Raw genomic sequence first — 16415 nt, 5'->3', positions numbered from 1 at the left:
TCCGTCCCTCTCCGCTACTTGAAGTACTCGCTGATCTTGGACACGGAGAGGGAGGTGGCGATCTCCGCGTCGTCCTTCGCGTGCGAGGCCACGCTGTGGTCGAGGTGGTTGGAGATGTGGGCGACGGCGTGCAGCAGCGTGCGGAGCTGGAACCCCCAGGTCTCGTGGACGGTCTCCAGAGCCGCTGCCGTACGGAACCCGTGGGCGGACAGCGCGGTCACCGCCTCCGCGCTGTCCATACGGGCGTGGTTCCCGTCCCTGGCGAGCCGGCCGTGCAGCTCGTAGGCGGCGTGGCCGATCGCGCCGAGGTGGTCCTGCTTCACGGAGAGGTCGACACCGGGACTCCACCGCCCCGGGTCGGCCGGCACCCCGTTGAGCCGCATCGCGGCGCCCTTCGCCCGGGCCCACTCGTCCTCGAACGTCACGCTTCCCCCCGTCCGCCTTTGAGGAGCCGGAGTTTACGCATGCACATGGGCACGCACAGACGTACGCATCGAGTTCCGGCCGGGTGCAAAGCAGTACCGAACCAGCCGCCTGACCGAAAATTCACTCCCGCTATCGAGCGCGCCACGACCACGTCCCCCCATCATGAACGCAATGTGGCAGCCGTGTTGCAGTCCCGTGGCACACCCCCGATCCCCCTTGAGCCCCTCCCCCGAGCCCCCGTAACGTCGTCGTTGTCGCCACACCGACACGACCGTGTGCCCGAGTGGTTCAGGGGCTCGTCTGCAAAGCGAGTGACGCGGGTTCGAATCCCGCCACGGTCTCCAACTGTCCGACATACATCCCTTCCACGGGGCCCGCCCCTGTGTCACAGTCCGCCGCATGAACGATCACTTCAGACGCAGGCTGGGCACCCTCATAGGGGTCTTCGCGGCCGGATGGCTGCTGCCCGGCATCACCTTCGACGGGGAGACCGTCGACGCCGTCCTCGCCCTGCTGATCACGACGCTGGTGATGGTCGTGCTCACCCAGCTCGTGTATGTCGGGCCCTCCGGGCGGGTGCCGGTGCCGATGCTCGCCGTGTTCGGGGGGATCGGGTTCGCGCAGGACGCGCTGATCTGGTGGCTGCTGTCCTGGCTGGGGCCGAAGGTCTCGCCGATGCACATCGCGGGGTGGGGGACGATCCTGCTCGCCGCGCTCCTCACGCGCGGCACCGTGCTGGTGCTCTCCCAGCTGACCTCCCGGGTGGAGATCGCCGGGACCGCGGAGGACTGACCGACCCGGCCCGCACCGGACCGGCCCGGACCGCGCCACCGCCTCGGCGGGCGGCCGGCGACGAGCGGGCGGCATCGAGCGGCCGACCGCCGGCGGGGGCATCACCCGCCCGTCGCCCGCCCGTCGCCCGGCCTCCTCGGCCCTATGCGTTCGCCGCCACCGCCGACTGGGGGCGGATCGGGAGGCGGTTGACCGGGCGGCCGGTCGCCGCGCGGACCGCCGCCGCCACCGCGGCCGGCGAGGTGACGACGGGGACGGCGCTCGCCGGCTTCGCCCCGAAGGGGGCGACGACGTCGCGCTCCTCGACGAGCTTCACGATCCGGATGTCCGGGGCGTCCAGCGAGGTCGGCAGGGCGTAGCCGGTGAGGTCGGGGTGGCGGACCAGACCGCGCGCGGTGCGCAGGTTCTCGGTGAGGGCCGCGCCGACGCCCTGGGTGACGCCGGCCTCGATGCGGGTGGCGAGCTGGGCGGGGTTGAGGATCCGGCCGACGTCCTGGGCCACGGCCATCTCCACGACCCGGACCGCGCCGAGCTCGATGTCGACGTCGACCACCGCGCGGATCGCGCAGAAGGCGAGGCCGACGAAGGCGTCGCCCTGCCCGGACTCGTCCAGCGGCTCGGTGGGGTGCGGGCGGCACTGCGCGGTGGCCCACAGCTCCTTGCCGTCCATCTCCTCGGCGACCGTCGTCGAGAGGACGCCGTCGTACGAGGTGATCTTGCCGTCGCTGATCTGGAGCAGCTCGGTCGACATGCCGAACTTGTGGGCCAGCGGCTGGAGGAGCTGGGTGCGGACCATCTTGGCGGCGCGCTCGACGGCGCCGCCGGAGACCCAGGTGTGCCGGCCGTGGGTGGCGGCGCCGGCCGGGGGCTGGTCGGTGTCGACGGGGGCGACGTGGACCTCGTCGACGCCCAGGGTCTCCTGGACGATCTGGCGGGCGAGGGTGGAGAAGCCCGAACCGGTGTCCACCGCCGAGCAGATGACGGTGGCGACGCCGTCGAGGACCCGGACGGTGGCCGTGGAGACCTCGTCGGTGCCCTCGGCGCCGAGCATGTGGACCATGCCGAGCGCGTATCCCACGCCCCGGCGGACGGCCCCGGGTTCGCCCGCGCCCTCCGGGCCGCCGGGCAGCAGCCAGTCCTCCTCGGGGGTGTCCTTGGGGAGGGCGGGCAGCGGGAAGTCCCGTACGGCGGAGAGGAGTTCGGCGACCGGGGCGGGGCAGGTGACGGTCTGCCCGGTGGGCAGCAGATCGCCGGTGGACAGGACGTTGCGCATGCGCAGCTCGGCGGGGTCGACGCCGATCCGGCCGGCGAGCTTGTCCATCTGGGCCTCGTACGCGGCGCACACCTGCATCGCGCCCTCGCCCCGGACGTGGCCGGAGGGGGGGTTGTTGGTGCGGACCGCCCAGCCCTCGACGAAGGCGTGCGGGACGACGTACGGGCCGCAGGCGAAGGCGACGGCGGCGGCCAGGGACTCCGAGGAGGAGTCGGCGTAGGCGCCCGCGTCGAGGAGGATCTGCGCCTCGACCTTGAGCAGCCGGCCCTCGGCGTCGGCGTGGTGGCGGTAGCGCAGCAGGGTGGGGTGGCGGTGGGCGTGGCCGAGGAAGGACTCCTCGCGGGTGGCGGTGAGCTTCACCGGGCAGCCGGTGCGCAGCGCGAGCAGGCCGAGCGGGATCTGGAAGCCGGGGTCCTCGCGGTCGCCGGTGGCGCCGGGGACTCCGGTGACGACGATCTTGACCTGGTCCGGGGCGAGGCCGAAGCAGGCGGCGGCGAGGTCGCGGTCGGTGTGCGGGTCGGTGGAGGCGGTGTAGAGCTCGACGCCGCCGTCGGGGCGGGGGACGGCGAGGCCGGCCTCGGCGCCGATGGGGGCGGGGTCCTGGCGGCCGACCCGGTAGAGCCCTTCGACGACGACCTCGCCGGTGGCCTCGGGGTCGCCGAAGGCGAGCGGGATGTGCCGGATCAGGTTGCCGTCGGGGTGGAGCGGTTCGGCGGCGAACGCCTTCTCCGGGTCGGTGACGGGCTCCAGGAGCTCGTACTCGACGAGGATGGCGGCGGTGGCGAGCCGGGCGGTGTCGGGGTGGTCGGCGGCGACGGCGGCGATGGCCTCGCCGTGGTGCCGGACCAGGCCGTCGGCGAAGACGGGCCGGTCGGCGACGCGCCGCCCGTAGGTGGCCGTGCCGGGCACGTCGGCGGCGGTGACCACGGCCCGGACGCCGGGCATGGCCTCGGCGGCGGAGGTGTCGACGGAGACGATCCGGGCGTGGGCGTGCGGGGAGCGCAGGATCGCGGCCCAGAGGAGGCCCTCGGCCCAGAGGTCGGCGGCGTACGGGAAGGTGCCCTCGGCCTTGGCGCGGGCGTCGGCCTGCGGGAGGGAGGCGCCGAGCCCGAGGAGCGGGGTCTCGGGCTCCGGCGCGGCCCCGGCGGCCTCCGCGAAGGGGAGCGTGGGAATGGCGGTCGTCGCGTCGCTGCTCACGCCCTGCCTCCGTCGTGCTGGTGCGGGATGCGGGGCGAGGCGTCGTCCTCGCCCGCGGTGGCGTGCTCGGCGGCGGCCCCGCGCTCGGCGACGACGTCCTCGACGGCCTGGAGCACGCCCTTGTAGCCGGAGCAGCGGCAGAGGTTGCCCGCGAGGGCCTGGCGGGTCTCCAGCTCGGTGGGGGCGTGGTTGCCTTCGAGCAGGTCGTGCACGGTCATGCACATGCCGGGGATGCAGAAGCCGCACTGGACGGTGCCGCAGCGGGCGAGCGCCCGCTGCACGTCGGACGGCTCGCCGTCCACGGCGAGCCCTTCGACCGTGCGCACCTCGGAGCCGGCGGCGGTGGCGGCCGGCACCAGGCAGGAGGCGACGAGCCGCCCGTCGACCTGGACGTTGCACGCGCCGCACTCGCCCTGCGAGCAGCCGTCCTTGGCCCCGGCGAGGCCGAGCCGCTCGCGGAGCACGTAGAGCAGCGACTCGCCGATCCAGGAGTCCGTGACGGGCCGGTCGGCGCCGTTGACCCGCAGGACGTACGAGGTGTGCGGGTGCTCGTCGCTGTCGACGGAGGTGTACGAGGGCACCGGGGCGTCCGGCACGGCCTCGGGCTCCGCCGCGGCGGTCGCCGCCGCCTCGGCGGCCTCGGGCTCCGGCTCGCGGTCGGGCGCGGGCCCGGCCGGGGGCTCGGACGCGGCGTCGGGCCCGGCGTCGGGACCGGCCAGGGCCTGGGCCTGGGCCTGGACCTCGGCGTCCGGTTCTCCGGCGGACTCCTCGGCGGCTCCGTCCGCGTACTCCCCGGCGTACTCCTCCGCGTACTCCTCGGTGTACCCCTCGACGGCTCGCTCGGTGTACTCCCCGCCGAACTTCCCCGCGAACTCCGCGGCCTGCTCGGCGGCCGGCTCCTCTACGGGCCCGGGGGCCGCCCACGGCGCCGGCGCGCCGCCCGGCAGGGTCGGCGGCGCCTGCTCGTACGAGACGGGCTCGGGCACCTCGGTGGGCGCCTCCGCGAAGGGCACCTCAGCGGGCGCCTGTGCGACGGGCGCCTCGGTGACGTGCCCGGCCGCGAAGTCGTGCGACGGCGCCTCCGGCACCGGCGGGACCTCCCACTGGCCCGTCCCGCCGAAGTGCCACTCCGCCGTCGCGTGCGGGTCGTGCTCCATGTACGGACGCGCCATCGGCCCGCCGGCGGACTCCTCGCCGTACCCGTGCGGCAGCGGCTCGGGCCCCTCCGTGAAGGGGCCCTGCTCCGGCGCGAAGAACTCCACGCCCTCGCCGGCCCGCTCCGCCTGCGGCAGCGGCTGGAGGGGCACGATCATCGGCGGCGTGTACCCGTGGCCGGGGGCCTCCAGCGGCACCCCGTCCAGCATGAACTCCGGCGGCAGGTGGACGAAGGCGGTCGCGCCCTCGTCGTACCCCTCGCTCTGCGGGATCGGCTCCCAGCCGCCCGGCGCGGCCTGGGCCGCGGTCTCGTGCGGCTCGTGGTTGCTGGTGCTCACGACAGGGCCCTCCCCAGTGCCCGGCGGGCGAGAGTGGCGACGGTGCGCCGCAGGTGCAGGACGGCGGGCGGCAGCTGCTCGTCGCCCGGCGGATCGGGGACGCAGGCGGCGGCGACGTACTCGCCGAAGGCGGTCAGCGCCTCCGGGGCGAGCCCCCGGTCGTTGTCCCAGTCGACCAGGGACGCGATCCAGCGCTCGGCCTCCAGCGGGCGCAGCGGCATCGGGGCGACCGCGCCGACGGCGCAGCGGACTCCGCGCCGGGCCGGGTCGAGGACGACGGCGACGGAGGCGGTGGCGCGGGCCGGGCCGGTGCGGCCGGTGGCCTTGAGGAAGACCTGGGGGGCGTGCAGCAGCGGCACCCGGACGAAGGCCACGAGCTCGCCGGGGGCGAGCAGGTCGCGGCCGGCGAGGAGGTGGGAGACGGGGATCTCGCGGCTGCCGAGCGGGCCGATGACGACGAGGTCGGCCTCCAGCGCGGCGAGCACGGGCAGCGAGTCGCCGGTGGGCGCGGCGGTGACGACGTTGCCGCCGAGGGTGCCGGCGTTGCGGATCTGGGGCGGTCCCGCGGCGCGGGAGGCGGCGGCGAGGGCCGGGATGAGGGCGGCGAAGTCGGGGCGGCCCATGCGCGCGTGGGTGAGGCCGGCGCCGAGGAGGGCGTGGCCGTCCTGGTACTGCCAGCCGCGGATCTCGTTGATGCGGCTGAGGCCGACGAGCCCGGCGGGGCGGAGCTGGCCGCGGTTGACGGCCGCCATCAGGTCGGTGCCGCCGGCGACGGGCACGGCGGCCGGCATGGCGGTGAGCGCGGCCACGGCCTCGTCGAGCGAGGCGGGCAGCGTCACGGACTGCGCCGTCTGTGGTGCGTGCGTGGTCAACCCGCTGCCCCTTCCCGGTTGTCCCGGTCCGTCCCCGACTGTGCCCGGCCGCCGCGCGTGCGAGCGGGCGCACGGCGCGCCTGTGTGTGGGCGTACCGTACGTGCTCACAGGCCGGACGTGGCAACTCTGGCACATCTTCCGAGCCGTCCGGAGCGAGGGGCCGCGCGCTGCCCCTTCCGCCGGGGCGTCGGGGACACCCGGGACGCCCGGGATGTCCGCAGACACCCCCGGACGCCCCGGGACGTCCTGACAGAGAAGGTAACTCCCGTTTCGCCGCTCCCGGGTGACCCCGGGACGCGAGGTGGCTCACACGATCGGGGGCGGTCCGTCGATCGGGCGGCCGAGGAGTCCGGGGCGGCGCTGCCAGGGGGCGGGGCCGCCCGGCGGGCGGTAGGCGACGCCGAGGGCGTCGAGGCGGCGGTAGTGGGTCTCCATGCGGCGCAGGAAGCCGGCCGTGTCGCGGTCGGCGGGGGCGGGGAGCGCGGACCAGGCGACCTCGGCGAAGGCGGCGAGGCGGGGGAAGACCTGGTAGTCGACGCGGGCCCGGTTCTCCATCACCTCGGTCCACACGTTGGCCTGGGTACCCAGGACGTGACGGGCCGCCGCCTCGGAGAGGCCGGGCGGGACGGGCTCGAAGCGGTACACGTCCTCCAGGGTGCGGACGAAGCCGATGGGCACGGGCTCGTCCTCGCCGCCGTCCTGCCGGTGGTCGAGGTAGACCTGCTGCTCCGGGCACATGACGACGTCGTGCCCGGCCTCGGCGGCGGCGATCCCGCCGCCGTACCCCCGCCAGGACGACACGGCCGCGCCCTCGGCGAGGCCGCCCTCCAGGATCTCGTCCCAGCCGATGAGGCGGCGGCCGCGGTCGGCGAGCCAGCGGTCGAAGTGGCGGATGAACCAGGACTGGAGCCCGTCCTCGTCGCCCACCCCCAGCTCCGCGATCCGGGCCTGGGCGGCCGGGGACTCCTTCCACTGGTCCTTGGGGCACTCGTCGCCGCCGACGTGCACGAAGGTCGACGGGAAGAGCTCCAGGACCTCCTCGAAGACGCCCTCGTAGAAGCGCAGCACCTCCTCGGTGGGAGCGAGGACGTTCGGGTTCACGCCCCAGGAGTCCCAGGGGGTGAGGGCGGCGGTGTCGACGACGTCGGTGTTGCCGAGCCAGGGGTACGCGGCGATGGCGGCCTGCGAGTGGCCGGGGAGGTCGATCTCGGGGACGACGGTGATGTGCCGCTCGGCGGCGTACGCGACGATCTCCCGGATGTCGTCCCGCGTGTAGAAGCCGCCGTGCGGCGTGTCGTTCCACAGCGGCGACGCCCGGTGCCCCCACTTGGAGCGGGCCCGCCAGGAGCCCGTCTCGGTCAGGCGCGGGTACCGCTCGATCTCGATCCGCCAGCCCTGGTCGTCGGTGAGGTGGAAGTGGAAGACGTTCAGCTTGTGCGCGGCCATCAGGTCGAGCAGCCGCAGCACGTCCTCCTTGGCGGTGAAGTGCCGGGCCACGTCGAGGAGGAGGCCGCGCCAGCCGAAGCGGGGGCGGTCGGCGGCCTCGGTGTACGGCAGCCGCCAGGTCCGGCCGGGCAGCGGCGCCCGCCGGTACGCGTCGGGCCCGAGGAGCTGGCGCAGGGTCTGGGCGCCCCAGAAGAGCCCGGCGGGGCCGCCGCCGTCGAGCAGGACGCCGTCCCCGGTCACGGAGAGCCGGTAGCCCTCGGGGCCGTACTCCCGCGCCGTCTCCGGGGAGAGCCGCAGCCGGATCGCGCCGGGTCCCCCGCCGTCGGGGAGGGGCAGGCCGGTGGCGGCTCCGAGGACGGAGCGGAGCCAGCGGGCGGTGGCCCCGGTGCCGGGGCCGGCGTCGAGGGCGGTGGTCGCGTCGAGCGGGAGCAGGCCCTCCCGGTGGGCGGCCGTCAGGGGCGCGGGGATCAGGTCCGTGTCTGTCATCACGTCAGTCCTTCACCGCCCCGCCCAGTCCGGAGACCAGGCGGCGCTGTACGAGTACGAAGAAGACGAGGACCGGGATCGTCATCACGGTCGACCCGGCCATGATTCCTCCCCAGTCGTTCTCGTCGGGCTTGAAGAAGACCAGCAGCGCCATCGGGAGGGTGGACTGCGAGGTGTCGCTGATGAGGAAGGACTTGGCGAAGAGGAAGTCGTTCCAGGTCGAGATGAACGAGAAGACGCTGGTCGCCACGAGCCCCGGCAGGACCAGCGGGAAGAGGATCGTCCACAGGAAGCGGGCGTGGCTCGCCCCGTCGATCCGGGCCTGCTCCTCCAGGGCCTCCGGCACGGCCCGTACGAAGCCGCGGAGCATCCAGATCGCGAAGGGCAGCGAGAAGGCGATGTGCGGCAGGACGAGCGAGCCGAGGGTGTTGAGGAGCCCGGCGTCCCGCATGAGGAAGAAGAGCGGGATGGTCAGCGCCTCGACCGGCACCATCTGCGCCACCAGGAACATGATCAGGAGGGTGGTGCGGAACTTGAAGCGGAAGCGGGTGACGGCGGTCGCCGCGAGGAAGGCGATGACGGCGGAGGCGAGCACGACGGCGGTCGCCACCAGCAGGCTGTTGAGGAAGTAGCGCCCGAAGTCCTGCTGTTCGAAGACGCGCCGGAAGGAGTCGAGGGAGGGCGAGAGCGTCCACGGCCTCGGCTCGGTCGACTGGATCTCGCCGGCCGGCTTGAAGGCCGAGAGGACCATCCAGTACAGCGGGAAGGCGACGACGACGGCGGTGAGCAGGGCCGCCGCCTCGGCGAGCAGCCGCCCGGGGCGGCGGACGCCGGGTATCCGGAAGGTGGTCACAGTTCCTCCCCCTGGCGGCGCAGCAGCCGCAGGTACACCAGGGTCACGGCGAGCAGGAGCAGGAGCATGACGACGCCGATCGCCGCGCCCAGGCTGTACTGGGAGGAGGCGAAGGCCTGCTGGTAGGCGTAGACGTTGAGGACGAGGTTCTGGCCGGCGATGCCGCCGCCGTTGGTCATCACGTAGATCTGGGTGAAGACCTTGAAGTCCCAGATGACGGACTGGATGGTGACGACGGCCAGGATCGGGCGGAGCAGTGGCGCGGTCACGGTGCGCCAGATCCGCCACTGGGAGGCGCCGTCGAGGGCGGCGGCCTCCAGGACCTCGGTGGGGACGGCCCGGATCCCCGCGTAGACGGTGACCATCACGAAGGGGAACGAGCACCAGACGACTTCGAGGAGGACGAGCGCGAAGGCGCTGTACCGCCCGTAGGTCCAGGAGAAGTCGCCGAGGCCGAGGAGCCGGTTGACCGGTCCGAAGTCGGCGTCGAAGAGGAAGACCCAGACGGTGGAGCCGGTCACGGCGGGGGTGGCCCAGGCGCCGAGCGCGGCGAGCATCAGGGCGAGCCGGGGCAGCGCCCGTACCCGGGTGAGCAGGACGGCGAGGGTGCAGCCGACGGCGAGGGTGCCGGCCACGCAGGCGGCGGCGAAGACGACGGTGGCGAGCAGGACCTGGCGGAACTGCGGGTCGGTGAAGAGGGCGGTGTAGTTGCCGAAGCCCTGGAAGGAGGTGGGTTCGCCGCCGCTGACCTGGGCCTGGGTGTACTCCAGGAAGGAGATCAGGCCGAGCTGGTAGACGGGGTAGACGAGGAGGGCGCCGAGGACGGCGAGGGCGGGCAGGAGGTAGAGCCAGGGGGTCCAGGCGGAGGTGCCGTTGCGGTTCCGGCGGCGGCGCGCGGGTTCTTTCGCGGTGCCCGCGGGGGCGGGCGGTGCGGGGGCGGTGAGCGTCATGCGGGTCAGCCCGCCTCGGCGAAGGCCGCGTCCATCTTCTTCGCCGCGTCGCCGGCGGCGGTCTTCACGTCCTTCCGGCCGCTGGCGATCTCCTGGAGCATCGTGGGGACGACGAGCGAGGAGTCGATCCGGCCCCAGGCGGCGGTGGCGGGGACGAACTTCGTGCCGGCGGCGAGGGTGTCGATGAAGGGCTTCACGAAGGGCTTGCGCTCGGCGGCGGCGGTGCGGACGTCGGTGAAGGTGGGCAGGAAGCCCATCGCGTCGAAGAGCTTGGTCTGGGTCTCCTTGCCGGCGAGGCTCTTCATCAGCTCCACGGCGAGGGTGCGGTGCGAGGTGGACCTGAGGACGCCGATGTTGTTGCCTCCGGCGAAGGCCGGGGCGACGGAGCCGGGCGTGGTGCCGGGCAGCGGGACGACGGCGTACTTGCCCTTGACCTGGCCGGCCTCGACGGCGGCGTGGCTGAAGTCGCCGCCGATGGCCATGCCGGCCTTGCCGGCGGCGAAGGCGGTGACGGTGGCGTTGCCGCCCATCTGGGCGCAGGTGGCGGCGGGGCAGTTGTCGTCGGCCAGGAGCGAGGTGTAGGTGCCGATGCCCTTGACGGCGGCTTCGCTGTTCAGGGCGGCCTTGTAGGCGCCGGAGCCGTCCCCGGTGGCGAGGTCGCCGCCGGCGGCCCAGACGAAGGGCAGGGCGCCGTAGGTGTAGGCGCCGCCGACGGCGATGCCGTACAGCTCCGGCTTCGCCTTGCGGATCTTCCGGGCGGTCGCGACGAGTTCGTCCTGGGTCTTGGGGGCGGCGAGGCCGAGCTCGGAGAAGACGTCGGTGCGGTAGTAGAGGGCGCGGACGCCGACGAAGAGCGGGGCGCCGTAGACCTTGCCGCCGACGGTGACGGACTGCTTGGCGGTGGGGTCGCTGTCGGCGGCCTGGTCCCAGGCGGAGAACTCGGCGGTGACGTCGGCGAGTCCGCCGTCCTTGACGTAGCCGGCGGTGTCGGTGTTGCCGAACTCGATGACGTCGGGGGCGGACTTCGGGTCGTTGAAGGCCGCCTTGACGCGCTGGGCGCGGGTCTCGACGGGGATGTACTCCACCTCGACGTCCGCGCCGGGGTGCTTCTTCTCGAAGGCGGCGACGGCCTCGTCGACGACCTTCTCCTTGGGCTGGTTGGCGACCTCCTGGAAGAGCCAGACGCGCAGGGTTCCGCTCTTCTCGTCCCCGCCGGCGGCGGGTGCGGAGGTCTGCGGCGCGCAGGCGGCCAGGACGAGGGCGGCCAGCGGCAGGGCGACGGGGGCGGTGATCCGGGCAGGAAGCTTCATGGGTTCCCCTCCGAGCAGGCGTTGCAACATACGCAACGAGCGTTTCGCATTGCACAACAACAGCGGTGAGGTTAGGCGTGCCCGGCGATCACGACAAGAGGTCTCGACCACTTCGGGCCCCGGTCCGACGCCCGGCGCGGACTCCGCACGGACCCTGCGCGACCCCTGCGCGGGCTCGGGAACGGCCCGGAAGCGGCCCGGAAACGGCCCGGAAACGCGGAACGGCCCCCGTCACGCGCACCGCTGGTGCGTGTGACGGGGGCCGTTCCCGACGGGACCGGAGGAGGGGCTACTTCCCCTTGCCGTCCTTGCCGCCCTTGCCCTTGTCCTTGTCGCCGCCCGAGCCCATGGACTCGTAGATCTCCTTGCACATGGGGCAGACGGGGTACTTCTTGGGGTCGCGCCCCGGCACCCAGACCTTCCCGCAGAGGGCGACGACGGGAGTGCCGTCGAGGGCACTCGCCATGATCTTGTCCTTCTGGACGTAATGGGCGTAGCGCTCGTGGTCGCCGTCACCGTGGGACACCTGCGGCGTCGGCTCGACGAGGGTCCCCGTACCTGCCCCGCGCTCGGGCTCGAGAGTGCTCATGGGACCCAAGGGTACTGGGAGCGCCGGGCCTCAGTTGAGCGACGGGTCGTCCGGGTAGGTCGCGATCATCGCGAGCTCGCCGCGCTGCCGGCGGAGGACCTGGCGCCAGAGCGTCTCGGGGGTCGGCGAGGAGACGTCGCCGGGCTCGGACTCGACGACGTACCAGGCGCCCTCGGTCAGTTCGGTCTCCAGCTGGCCGGGGCCCCAGCCGGCGTATCCGGCGAAGATGCGGAGCGCGCCGAGCGCGGGGCCGAGGAGTTCGGGAGGGGTCTCCAGGTCGACGAGGCCGATCGCGCCGAAGACCCGGCGCCAGCCGAGCGGCCCCTCGTCGCCGGGGATGACGGCGAGGCCGAGCGCCGCGTCGAGGGAGACGGGACCGCCCTGGAAGACGACGCCCGGCTCGCCGGCCAGACCCGCCCAGGCGGCGAGCACGTCGCCGACGGTGACGGGGGTGGGCCGGTTGAGGACGACGCCGAGCGAGCCCTCGTCGTCGTGATCGAGCAGCAGCACCACCGCGCGGTCGAAGTTCGGGTCCGCGAGGGCGGGGGTGGCCACGAGCAGCCGTCCTGTGAGCGAGGACACCTCGGTCATGCGACACATGATCCCGCATCTTCGGCCGGGGCGGGGGTTCTCGGGCGCGATACCGGGAAAGCGGCGGAGGCGGGGGCGAGCCTCGCAGGTCGGGAGGGGCGGGAAGGGACGCCCCGGACGGGTGGGACCGAACAAACGGACGGTGACAGTCCGCAAGATCGCGGAAACGGACAGTGTTGTGCCGAATTCATTACATCTGCCGACCACCCAGACCGGCCCGATCGGGGTCTCATGGCCCCTTACCCTTTTCTCTGGCCACCCGACCGACGACTCCGGAACGCGAGATTCATGACCGGCACAGACAGCCATGATGTACTGCTCGTCCATGGCGGAACCCCGCTGGAAGGCGAAATCCGCGTTCGCGGCGCGAAGAACCTCGTGCCCAAGGCGATGGTCGCCGCCCTGCTCGGCAGCGGCCCCAGCAGACTGCGCAACGTGCCCGACATCCGTGACGTCCGCGTCGTCCGCGGACTGCTGCAGCTGCACGGAGTGACGGTGCGCCCCGGCGAGGAGCCCGGCGAGCTGGTGCTCGACCCGACGCACGTCGAGTCCGCCAACGTCGCCGACATCGACGCCCACGCCGGTTCGTCGCGCATCCCGATCCTCTTCTGCGGCCCCCTGCTGCACCGCCTCGGCCACGCCTTCATCCCCGGCCTCGGCGGCTGCGACATCGGCGGCCGGCCGATCGACTTCCACTTCGACGTGCTCCGCCAGTTCGGCGCGACCATCGAGAAGCGGGACGACGGGCAGTACCTGGAGGCCCCGCAGCGCCTTCGCGGCTGCAAGATCCGCCTCCCGTACCCCTCGGTCGGCTCGACCGAGCAGGTGCTGCTCACGGCGGTCCTCGCGGACGGCGTCACCGAGCTGTCGAACGCCGCCGTGGAGCCCGAGATCGAGGACCTGATCTGCGTCCTGCAGAAAATGGGCGCGATCATCTCCATGGACACCGACCGGACCATCCGGATCACCGGTGTCGACAAGCTCGACGGCTACACCCACCGGGCGCTCCCGGACCGCCTGGAGGCGGCCTCCTGGGCGTCCGCGGCGCTCGCCACCGAGGGCAACATCTACGTGCGCGGCGCCCAGCAGCGCTCGATGATGACCTTCCTCAACACGTACCGGAAGGTCGGCGGCGCCTTCGAGATCGACGACGAGGGCATCCGCTTCTGGCACCCGGGCGGCTCGCTCAACGCGATCCACCTGGAGACCGACGTCCACCCGGGCTTCCAGACCGACTGGCAGCAGCCGCTGGTCGTCGCCCTCACCCAGGCGTCCGGCCTCTCCATCGTCCACGAGACGGTGTACGAGTCCCGGCTGGGCTTCACCTCGGCGCTGAACCAGATGGGTGCCCACATCCAGCTGTACCGCGAGTGCCTGGGCGGCTCCGACTGCCGCTTCGGCCAGCGGAACTTCCTCCACTCGGCGGTCGTCAGCGGCCCCACCCGCCTCCAGGGCGCCGACCTGGTCATCCCGGACCTGCGCGGCGGCTTCTCGTACCTGATCGCGGCCCTCGCCGCCCAGGGCACCTCGCGGGTGCACGGCATCGAGCTGATCAACCGCGGCTACGAGAACTTCATGGAGAAGCTCGTGGAGCTCGGCGCGAAGGTCGAGCTGCCGGGCAGCGCTCTGGTCTAGGAAGGACCCGGGAAAGGCCCTGCGGGGCCTTCTCCCGGACGAACGGAAGGGCGGCCACCCTTGGAGGGGTGACCGCCCTTTCGTGCGCCTACAGGCCGCTTACTTGCCCTTGGCGGCTTCCTTGAGCTTCGAGCCCGCGGAGACCTTCACGCTGTAGCCGGCCGGGATGTTGATCGGGTCGCCGGTCTGCGGGTTACGAGCGGTGCGAGCGGCACGGTGGGTGCGCTCGAAGGTCAGGAAGCCGGGGATGGTGACCTTCTCGTCGCCCTTGGCGACGACCTCGCCGACGGTCTCGGCGAGGGCGGCCAGCACGGCGTCGGCGTCCTTGCGGGTCACCTCGGCGCGGTCGGCCAGCGCGGCCACCAGCTCACTGCGGTTCATGTTGTTACTCCCGTGTTCTTCTTGCCTGTGAGGCGTGAGATCGAAGCCGATGCTGCCAGGGGCCTCGGACAGTCCCCGGAACCGGGGCTGTCTCTCGTGGATCCCTCGCGCCCTGGGGGGTCCCCCCTGGACGAAGTCCTCGGGGGAGCATCCTGCCCCCACCAGCGGCGGGAACGCCAATCCGGCGCCCCCTGGGGTCACACGAAAAGCGCCGGAGCCCCCTGGTGGTGACGTAGCGTCGACTCCGCCCAAACGGTGCGGAGCCGAAAAGCCACCCTAAAGGCGGGTTTACGGCTCCGCGAATCGCGACACGCCTAGGGGTACCGCTCCCCGTTGACGTCAGGCGCCCGCGCCCGCCGCCTTCGCCGCGGTGCGGACCGCTCCGGCGACGGCGCCCGCGACCTTGTCGTTGAAGACCGACGGGATGATGTAGTTCGGGTTCAGCTCGTCCTCGGTGACGACGTCCGCGAGGGCGCTGGCGGCCGCGAGCATCATCTCGGTGTTCACCGTGCGGGACTGCGCGTCGAGCAGGCCGCGGAAGACGCCGGGGAAGACCAGCACGTTGTTGATCTGGTTCGGGAAGTCCGAGCGGCCGGTGGCGACCACGGCGGCGGTCTGCCGGGCGGCGGCCGGGTCGACCTCCGGGTCGGGGTTCGCGAGCGCGAACACGATGGAGTCCTCGGCCATCGCGGCCACGTCCTCCGCGCCCAGCAGGTTCGGGGCCGACACGCCGATGAAGACGTCCGCGCCGACGACGGCCTGCTTGAGGGTGCCGGTGACGCCCTCGGGGTTGGTGTTGTCGGCGATCCAGCGCAGCGGCGAGTCGGCCGGGGCGGCCACCAGGTCCTCGCGGCCCGCGTGGACGACGCCGTGGATGTCGGCGACGACGGCGTGCTTCACACCGGCGGCGAGCAGGAGCTTCAGGATGGCCGTACCGGCCGCGCCCGCGCCGGACATGACGACCCGTACGTCCCCGATGCCCTTGCCGACCACGCGGAGCGCGTTGGTGAGGGCGGCGAGGACGACGATGGCGGTGCCGTGCTGGTCGTCGTGGAAGACCGGGATGTCCAGGGCCTCGCGGAGCCGGGCCTCGATCTCGAAGCAGCGGGGCGCGGAGATGTCCTCCAGGTTGATGCCCGCGAAGCCGGGGGCGATCGCCTTGACGATCTCGACGATGGCGTCGGTGTCCTGGGTGTCCAGGCAGATCGGCCAGGCGTCGATGCCGGCGAAGCGCTTGAAGAGGGCCGCCTTGCCCTCCATGACGGGCATGGCGGCCAGCGGGCCGATGTTGCCGAGGCCGAGGACGGCGGAGCCGTCGGTGACGACCGCGACCGTGTTGCGCTTGATGGTGAGGCGGCGGGCGTCCTCGGGGTTCTCGGCGATCGCCATGCACACGCGGGCGACGCCCGGGGTGTAGACCATCGAGAGGTCGTCACGGTTGCGGATGGGGTGCTTGGACGCCATCTCGATCTTGCCGCCGAGGTGCATCAGGAACGTCCGGTCCGAGACCTTGCCGAGGACGACGCCCTCGATGTCCCGCAGCCGCTCGACGATCTCGTCGGCGTGGGCGGTGGAGGTCGCGGCGACGGTGACGTCGATCCGGAGCTTCTCGTGGCCCGAGGCCGTGACGTCGAGGCCGGTGACGGAACCTCCGTGGGACTCGACCGCCGCCGTGAGCTGCGAGACCGCGGTGCCGCTCGCGGGCACCTCCAGCCGGACCGTCATCGAGTACGAGACGCTGGGCGCCGTTGCCATGGCCGGATTCCTCTGCTTTCCCTAGCTTCGTTGCTCACGCCGCCCCGGCTGGTTGCCCTGGCGGCGCCCTCCGATCGTCGCACCTACCCGCCGGTAGCAGGTAATGCGGTCATTTTGTTTTCGGAAAGTAGTTTCCACCATACGAGAGTCACACGGACAACAGAAGAGGCCCCGGTCATCGGAAGACGACCGGGGCCTCAACTTCGTATGTACGTCTAAGTGACACCGGCCCGCCATGCTCGCCTCGCGGCAAGTGGTCCCTCTGAGGGACGAAGGTTGGGCCCGGGGGCTTGGATCGAGCCGGTGTCACGAACCAGGCTAACAAAGCCTCCGCGAAGGTGATTCCCCCGGCGCGTGTTGACCTG

Annotated in this window: 14 protein-coding genes and 1 tRNA gene; 3 read left to right on the top strand and 12 right to left on the bottom strand. The window is 72.8% G+C overall.

What is annotated here, in order from left to right:
* Window positions 1–14: 14 nt before the first annotated feature.
* Window positions 15–425: a hypothetical protein gene (locus ACFYT9_RS00140; RefSeq protein ID WP_376601469.1), complete on the bottom strand. Its 411-nt coding sequence runs from the start codon at window positions 423–425 to the stop codon at window positions 15–17.
* Window positions 426–695: 270 nt separating this feature from the next.
* On the opposite strand from ACFYT9_RS00140, the gene ACFYT9_RS00135 reads away from it, so the two are divergent.
* Both ACFYT9_RS00135 and ACFYT9_RS00130 read left to right on the top strand, forming a co-directional pair.
* Window positions 696–770 (top strand) — tRNA-Cys (locus ACFYT9_RS00135).
* 55 nt (window positions 771–825) lie between these two features.
* Window positions 826–1218 carry a hypothetical protein gene (locus ACFYT9_RS00130; RefSeq protein ID WP_389159934.1) on the top strand — a complete coding sequence of 131 codons (393 nt, stop codon included), beginning with the start codon at window positions 826–828 and terminating at the stop codon, window positions 1216–1218.
* A 142-nt stretch (window positions 1219–1360) separates the two neighbouring features.
* On the opposite strand, the gene ACFYT9_RS00125 is transcribed toward ACFYT9_RS00130, so the two are convergent.
* The 9 genes from ACFYT9_RS00125 to ACFYT9_RS00085 form a co-directional block, all read right to left on the bottom strand.
* Window positions 1361–3688: a xanthine dehydrogenase family protein molybdopterin-binding subunit gene (locus tag ACFYT9_RS00125; protein WP_387274585.1), complete on the bottom strand. Its 2328-nt coding sequence runs from the start codon at window positions 3686–3688 to the stop codon at window positions 1361–1363.
* Entirely contained in the window at window positions 3685–5181 is a 1497-nt protein-coding gene (locus ACFYT9_RS00120) for a (2Fe-2S)-binding protein (RefSeq protein WP_389159932.1), read from the bottom strand. Before ACFYT9_RS00120 ends, ACFYT9_RS00125 begins: the two co-directional genes overlap by 4 nt.
* Window positions 5178–6053 carry an FAD binding domain-containing protein gene (locus tag ACFYT9_RS00115; RefSeq protein WP_376603414.1) on the bottom strand — a complete coding sequence of 292 codons (876 nt, stop codon included), beginning with the start codon at window positions 6051–6053 and terminating at the stop codon, window positions 5178–5180. The genes ACFYT9_RS00120 and ACFYT9_RS00115 overlap by 4 nt, the downstream gene beginning before the upstream one ends.
* A 307-nt stretch (window positions 6054–6360) precedes the next feature.
* Window positions 6361–7986: a beta-N-acetylhexosaminidase gene (locus ACFYT9_RS00110; RefSeq protein ID WP_387274581.1), complete on the bottom strand. Its 1626-nt coding sequence runs from the start codon at window positions 7984–7986 to the stop codon at window positions 6361–6363.
* A gap of 4 nt (window positions 7987–7990) precedes the next feature.
* Entirely contained in the window at window positions 7991–8839 is an 849-nt protein-coding gene (locus ACFYT9_RS00105; protein ID WP_376603412.1) for a carbohydrate ABC transporter permease, read from the bottom strand.
* Window positions 8836–9789 carry a carbohydrate ABC transporter permease gene (locus ACFYT9_RS00100; RefSeq protein ID WP_376603411.1) on the bottom strand — a complete coding sequence of 318 codons (954 nt, stop codon included), beginning with the start codon at window positions 9787–9789 and terminating at the stop codon, window positions 8836–8838. The genes ACFYT9_RS00105 and ACFYT9_RS00100 overlap by 4 nt, the downstream gene beginning before the upstream one ends.
* A 5-nt stretch (window positions 9790–9794) precedes the next feature.
* Window positions 9795–11099 (bottom strand): extracellular solute-binding protein, encoded by a 1305-nt coding sequence (locus ACFYT9_RS00095; protein WP_387274578.1) that lies wholly within the window; start codon window positions 11097–11099, stop codon window positions 9795–9797.
* Between the two features lie 289 nt (window positions 11100–11388).
* Window positions 11389–11688 carry a DUF3039 domain-containing protein gene (locus ACFYT9_RS00090; protein ID WP_376601058.1) on the bottom strand — a complete coding sequence of 100 codons (300 nt, stop codon included), beginning with the start codon at window positions 11686–11688 and terminating at the stop codon, window positions 11389–11391.
* A 30-nt stretch (window positions 11689–11718) separates the two neighbouring features.
* The gene (locus ACFYT9_RS00085) at window positions 11719–12279 is read right to left on the bottom strand and encodes a YqgE/AlgH family protein (RefSeq protein ID WP_043227504.1); all 561 of its coding nucleotides are present in this window, start codon (window positions 12277–12279) and stop codon (window positions 11719–11721) included.
* Window positions 12280–12567: 288 nt separating this feature from the next.
* Between ACFYT9_RS00085 and murA the strand changes: the two genes are divergently transcribed.
* Window positions 12568–13914 carry a UDP-N-acetylglucosamine 1-carboxyvinyltransferase gene (murA, locus tag ACFYT9_RS00080; protein WP_376601060.1) on the top strand — a complete coding sequence of 449 codons (1347 nt, stop codon included), beginning with the start codon at window positions 12568–12570 and terminating at the stop codon, window positions 13912–13914.
* 99 nt (window positions 13915–14013) lie between these two features.
* Here murA and ACFYT9_RS00075 read toward each other — a convergent pair whose 3' ends face one another.
* Both ACFYT9_RS00075 and ACFYT9_RS00070 read right to left on the bottom strand, forming a co-directional pair.
* Window positions 14014–14295 carry an HU family DNA-binding protein gene (locus ACFYT9_RS00075; RefSeq protein ID WP_017237029.1) on the bottom strand — a complete coding sequence of 94 codons (282 nt, stop codon included), beginning with the start codon at window positions 14293–14295 and terminating at the stop codon, window positions 14014–14016.
* Between the two features lie 339 nt (window positions 14296–14634).
* Entirely contained in the window at window positions 14635–16050 is a 1416-nt protein-coding gene (locus ACFYT9_RS00070) for an NAD-dependent malic enzyme (protein WP_376601061.1), read from the bottom strand.
* Window positions 16051–16415: the final 365 nt, after the last annotated feature.

Origin of the sequence: Streptomyces sp. NPDC004435, assembly GCF_042873895.1 — a bacterium.
Lineage (GTDB): Bacteria > Actinomycetota > Actinomycetes > Streptomycetales > Streptomycetaceae > Streptomyces.
The sequence above is the reverse complement of the archived record's forward strand: the minus strand, read 5'-3'. Positions and strand labels throughout refer to the sequence as shown.

Coding starts and splice junctions, on each gene's coding strand:
- ACFYT9_RS00130 (WP_389159934.1), top strand. CDS start 826: ATGAACGATCACTTCAGACGCAGGCTGGGCACCCTCATAGGGGTCTTC.
- ACFYT9_RS00110 (WP_387274581.1), bottom strand. CDS start 7,986: ATGACAGACACGGACCTGATCCCCGCGCCCCTGACGGCCGCCCACCGG.
- ACFYT9_RS00100 (WP_376603411.1), bottom strand. CDS start 9,789: ATGACGCTCACCGCCCCCGCACCGCCCGCCCCCGCGGGCACCGCGAAA.
- ACFYT9_RS00095 (WP_387274578.1), bottom strand. CDS start 11,099: ATGAAGCTTCCTGCCCGGATCACCGCCCCCGTCGCCCTGCCGCTGGCC.
- ACFYT9_RS00090 (WP_376601058.1), bottom strand. CDS start 11,688: ATGAGCACTCTCGAGCCCGAGCGCGGGGCAGGTACGGGGACCCTCGTC.
- ACFYT9_RS00085 (WP_043227504.1), bottom strand. CDS start 12,279: ATGACCGAGGTGTCCTCGCTCACAGGACGGCTGCTCGTGGCCACCCCC.
- murA (WP_376601060.1), top strand. CDS start 12,568: ATGACCGGCACAGACAGCCATGATGTACTGCTCGTCCATGGCGGAACC.
- ACFYT9_RS00075 (WP_017237029.1), bottom strand. CDS start 14,295: ATGAACCGCAGTGAGCTGGTGGCCGCGCTGGCCGACCGCGCCGAGGTG.
- ACFYT9_RS00070 (WP_376601061.1), bottom strand. CDS start 16,050: ATGGCAACGGCGCCCAGCGTCTCGTACTCGATGACGGTCCGGCTGGAG.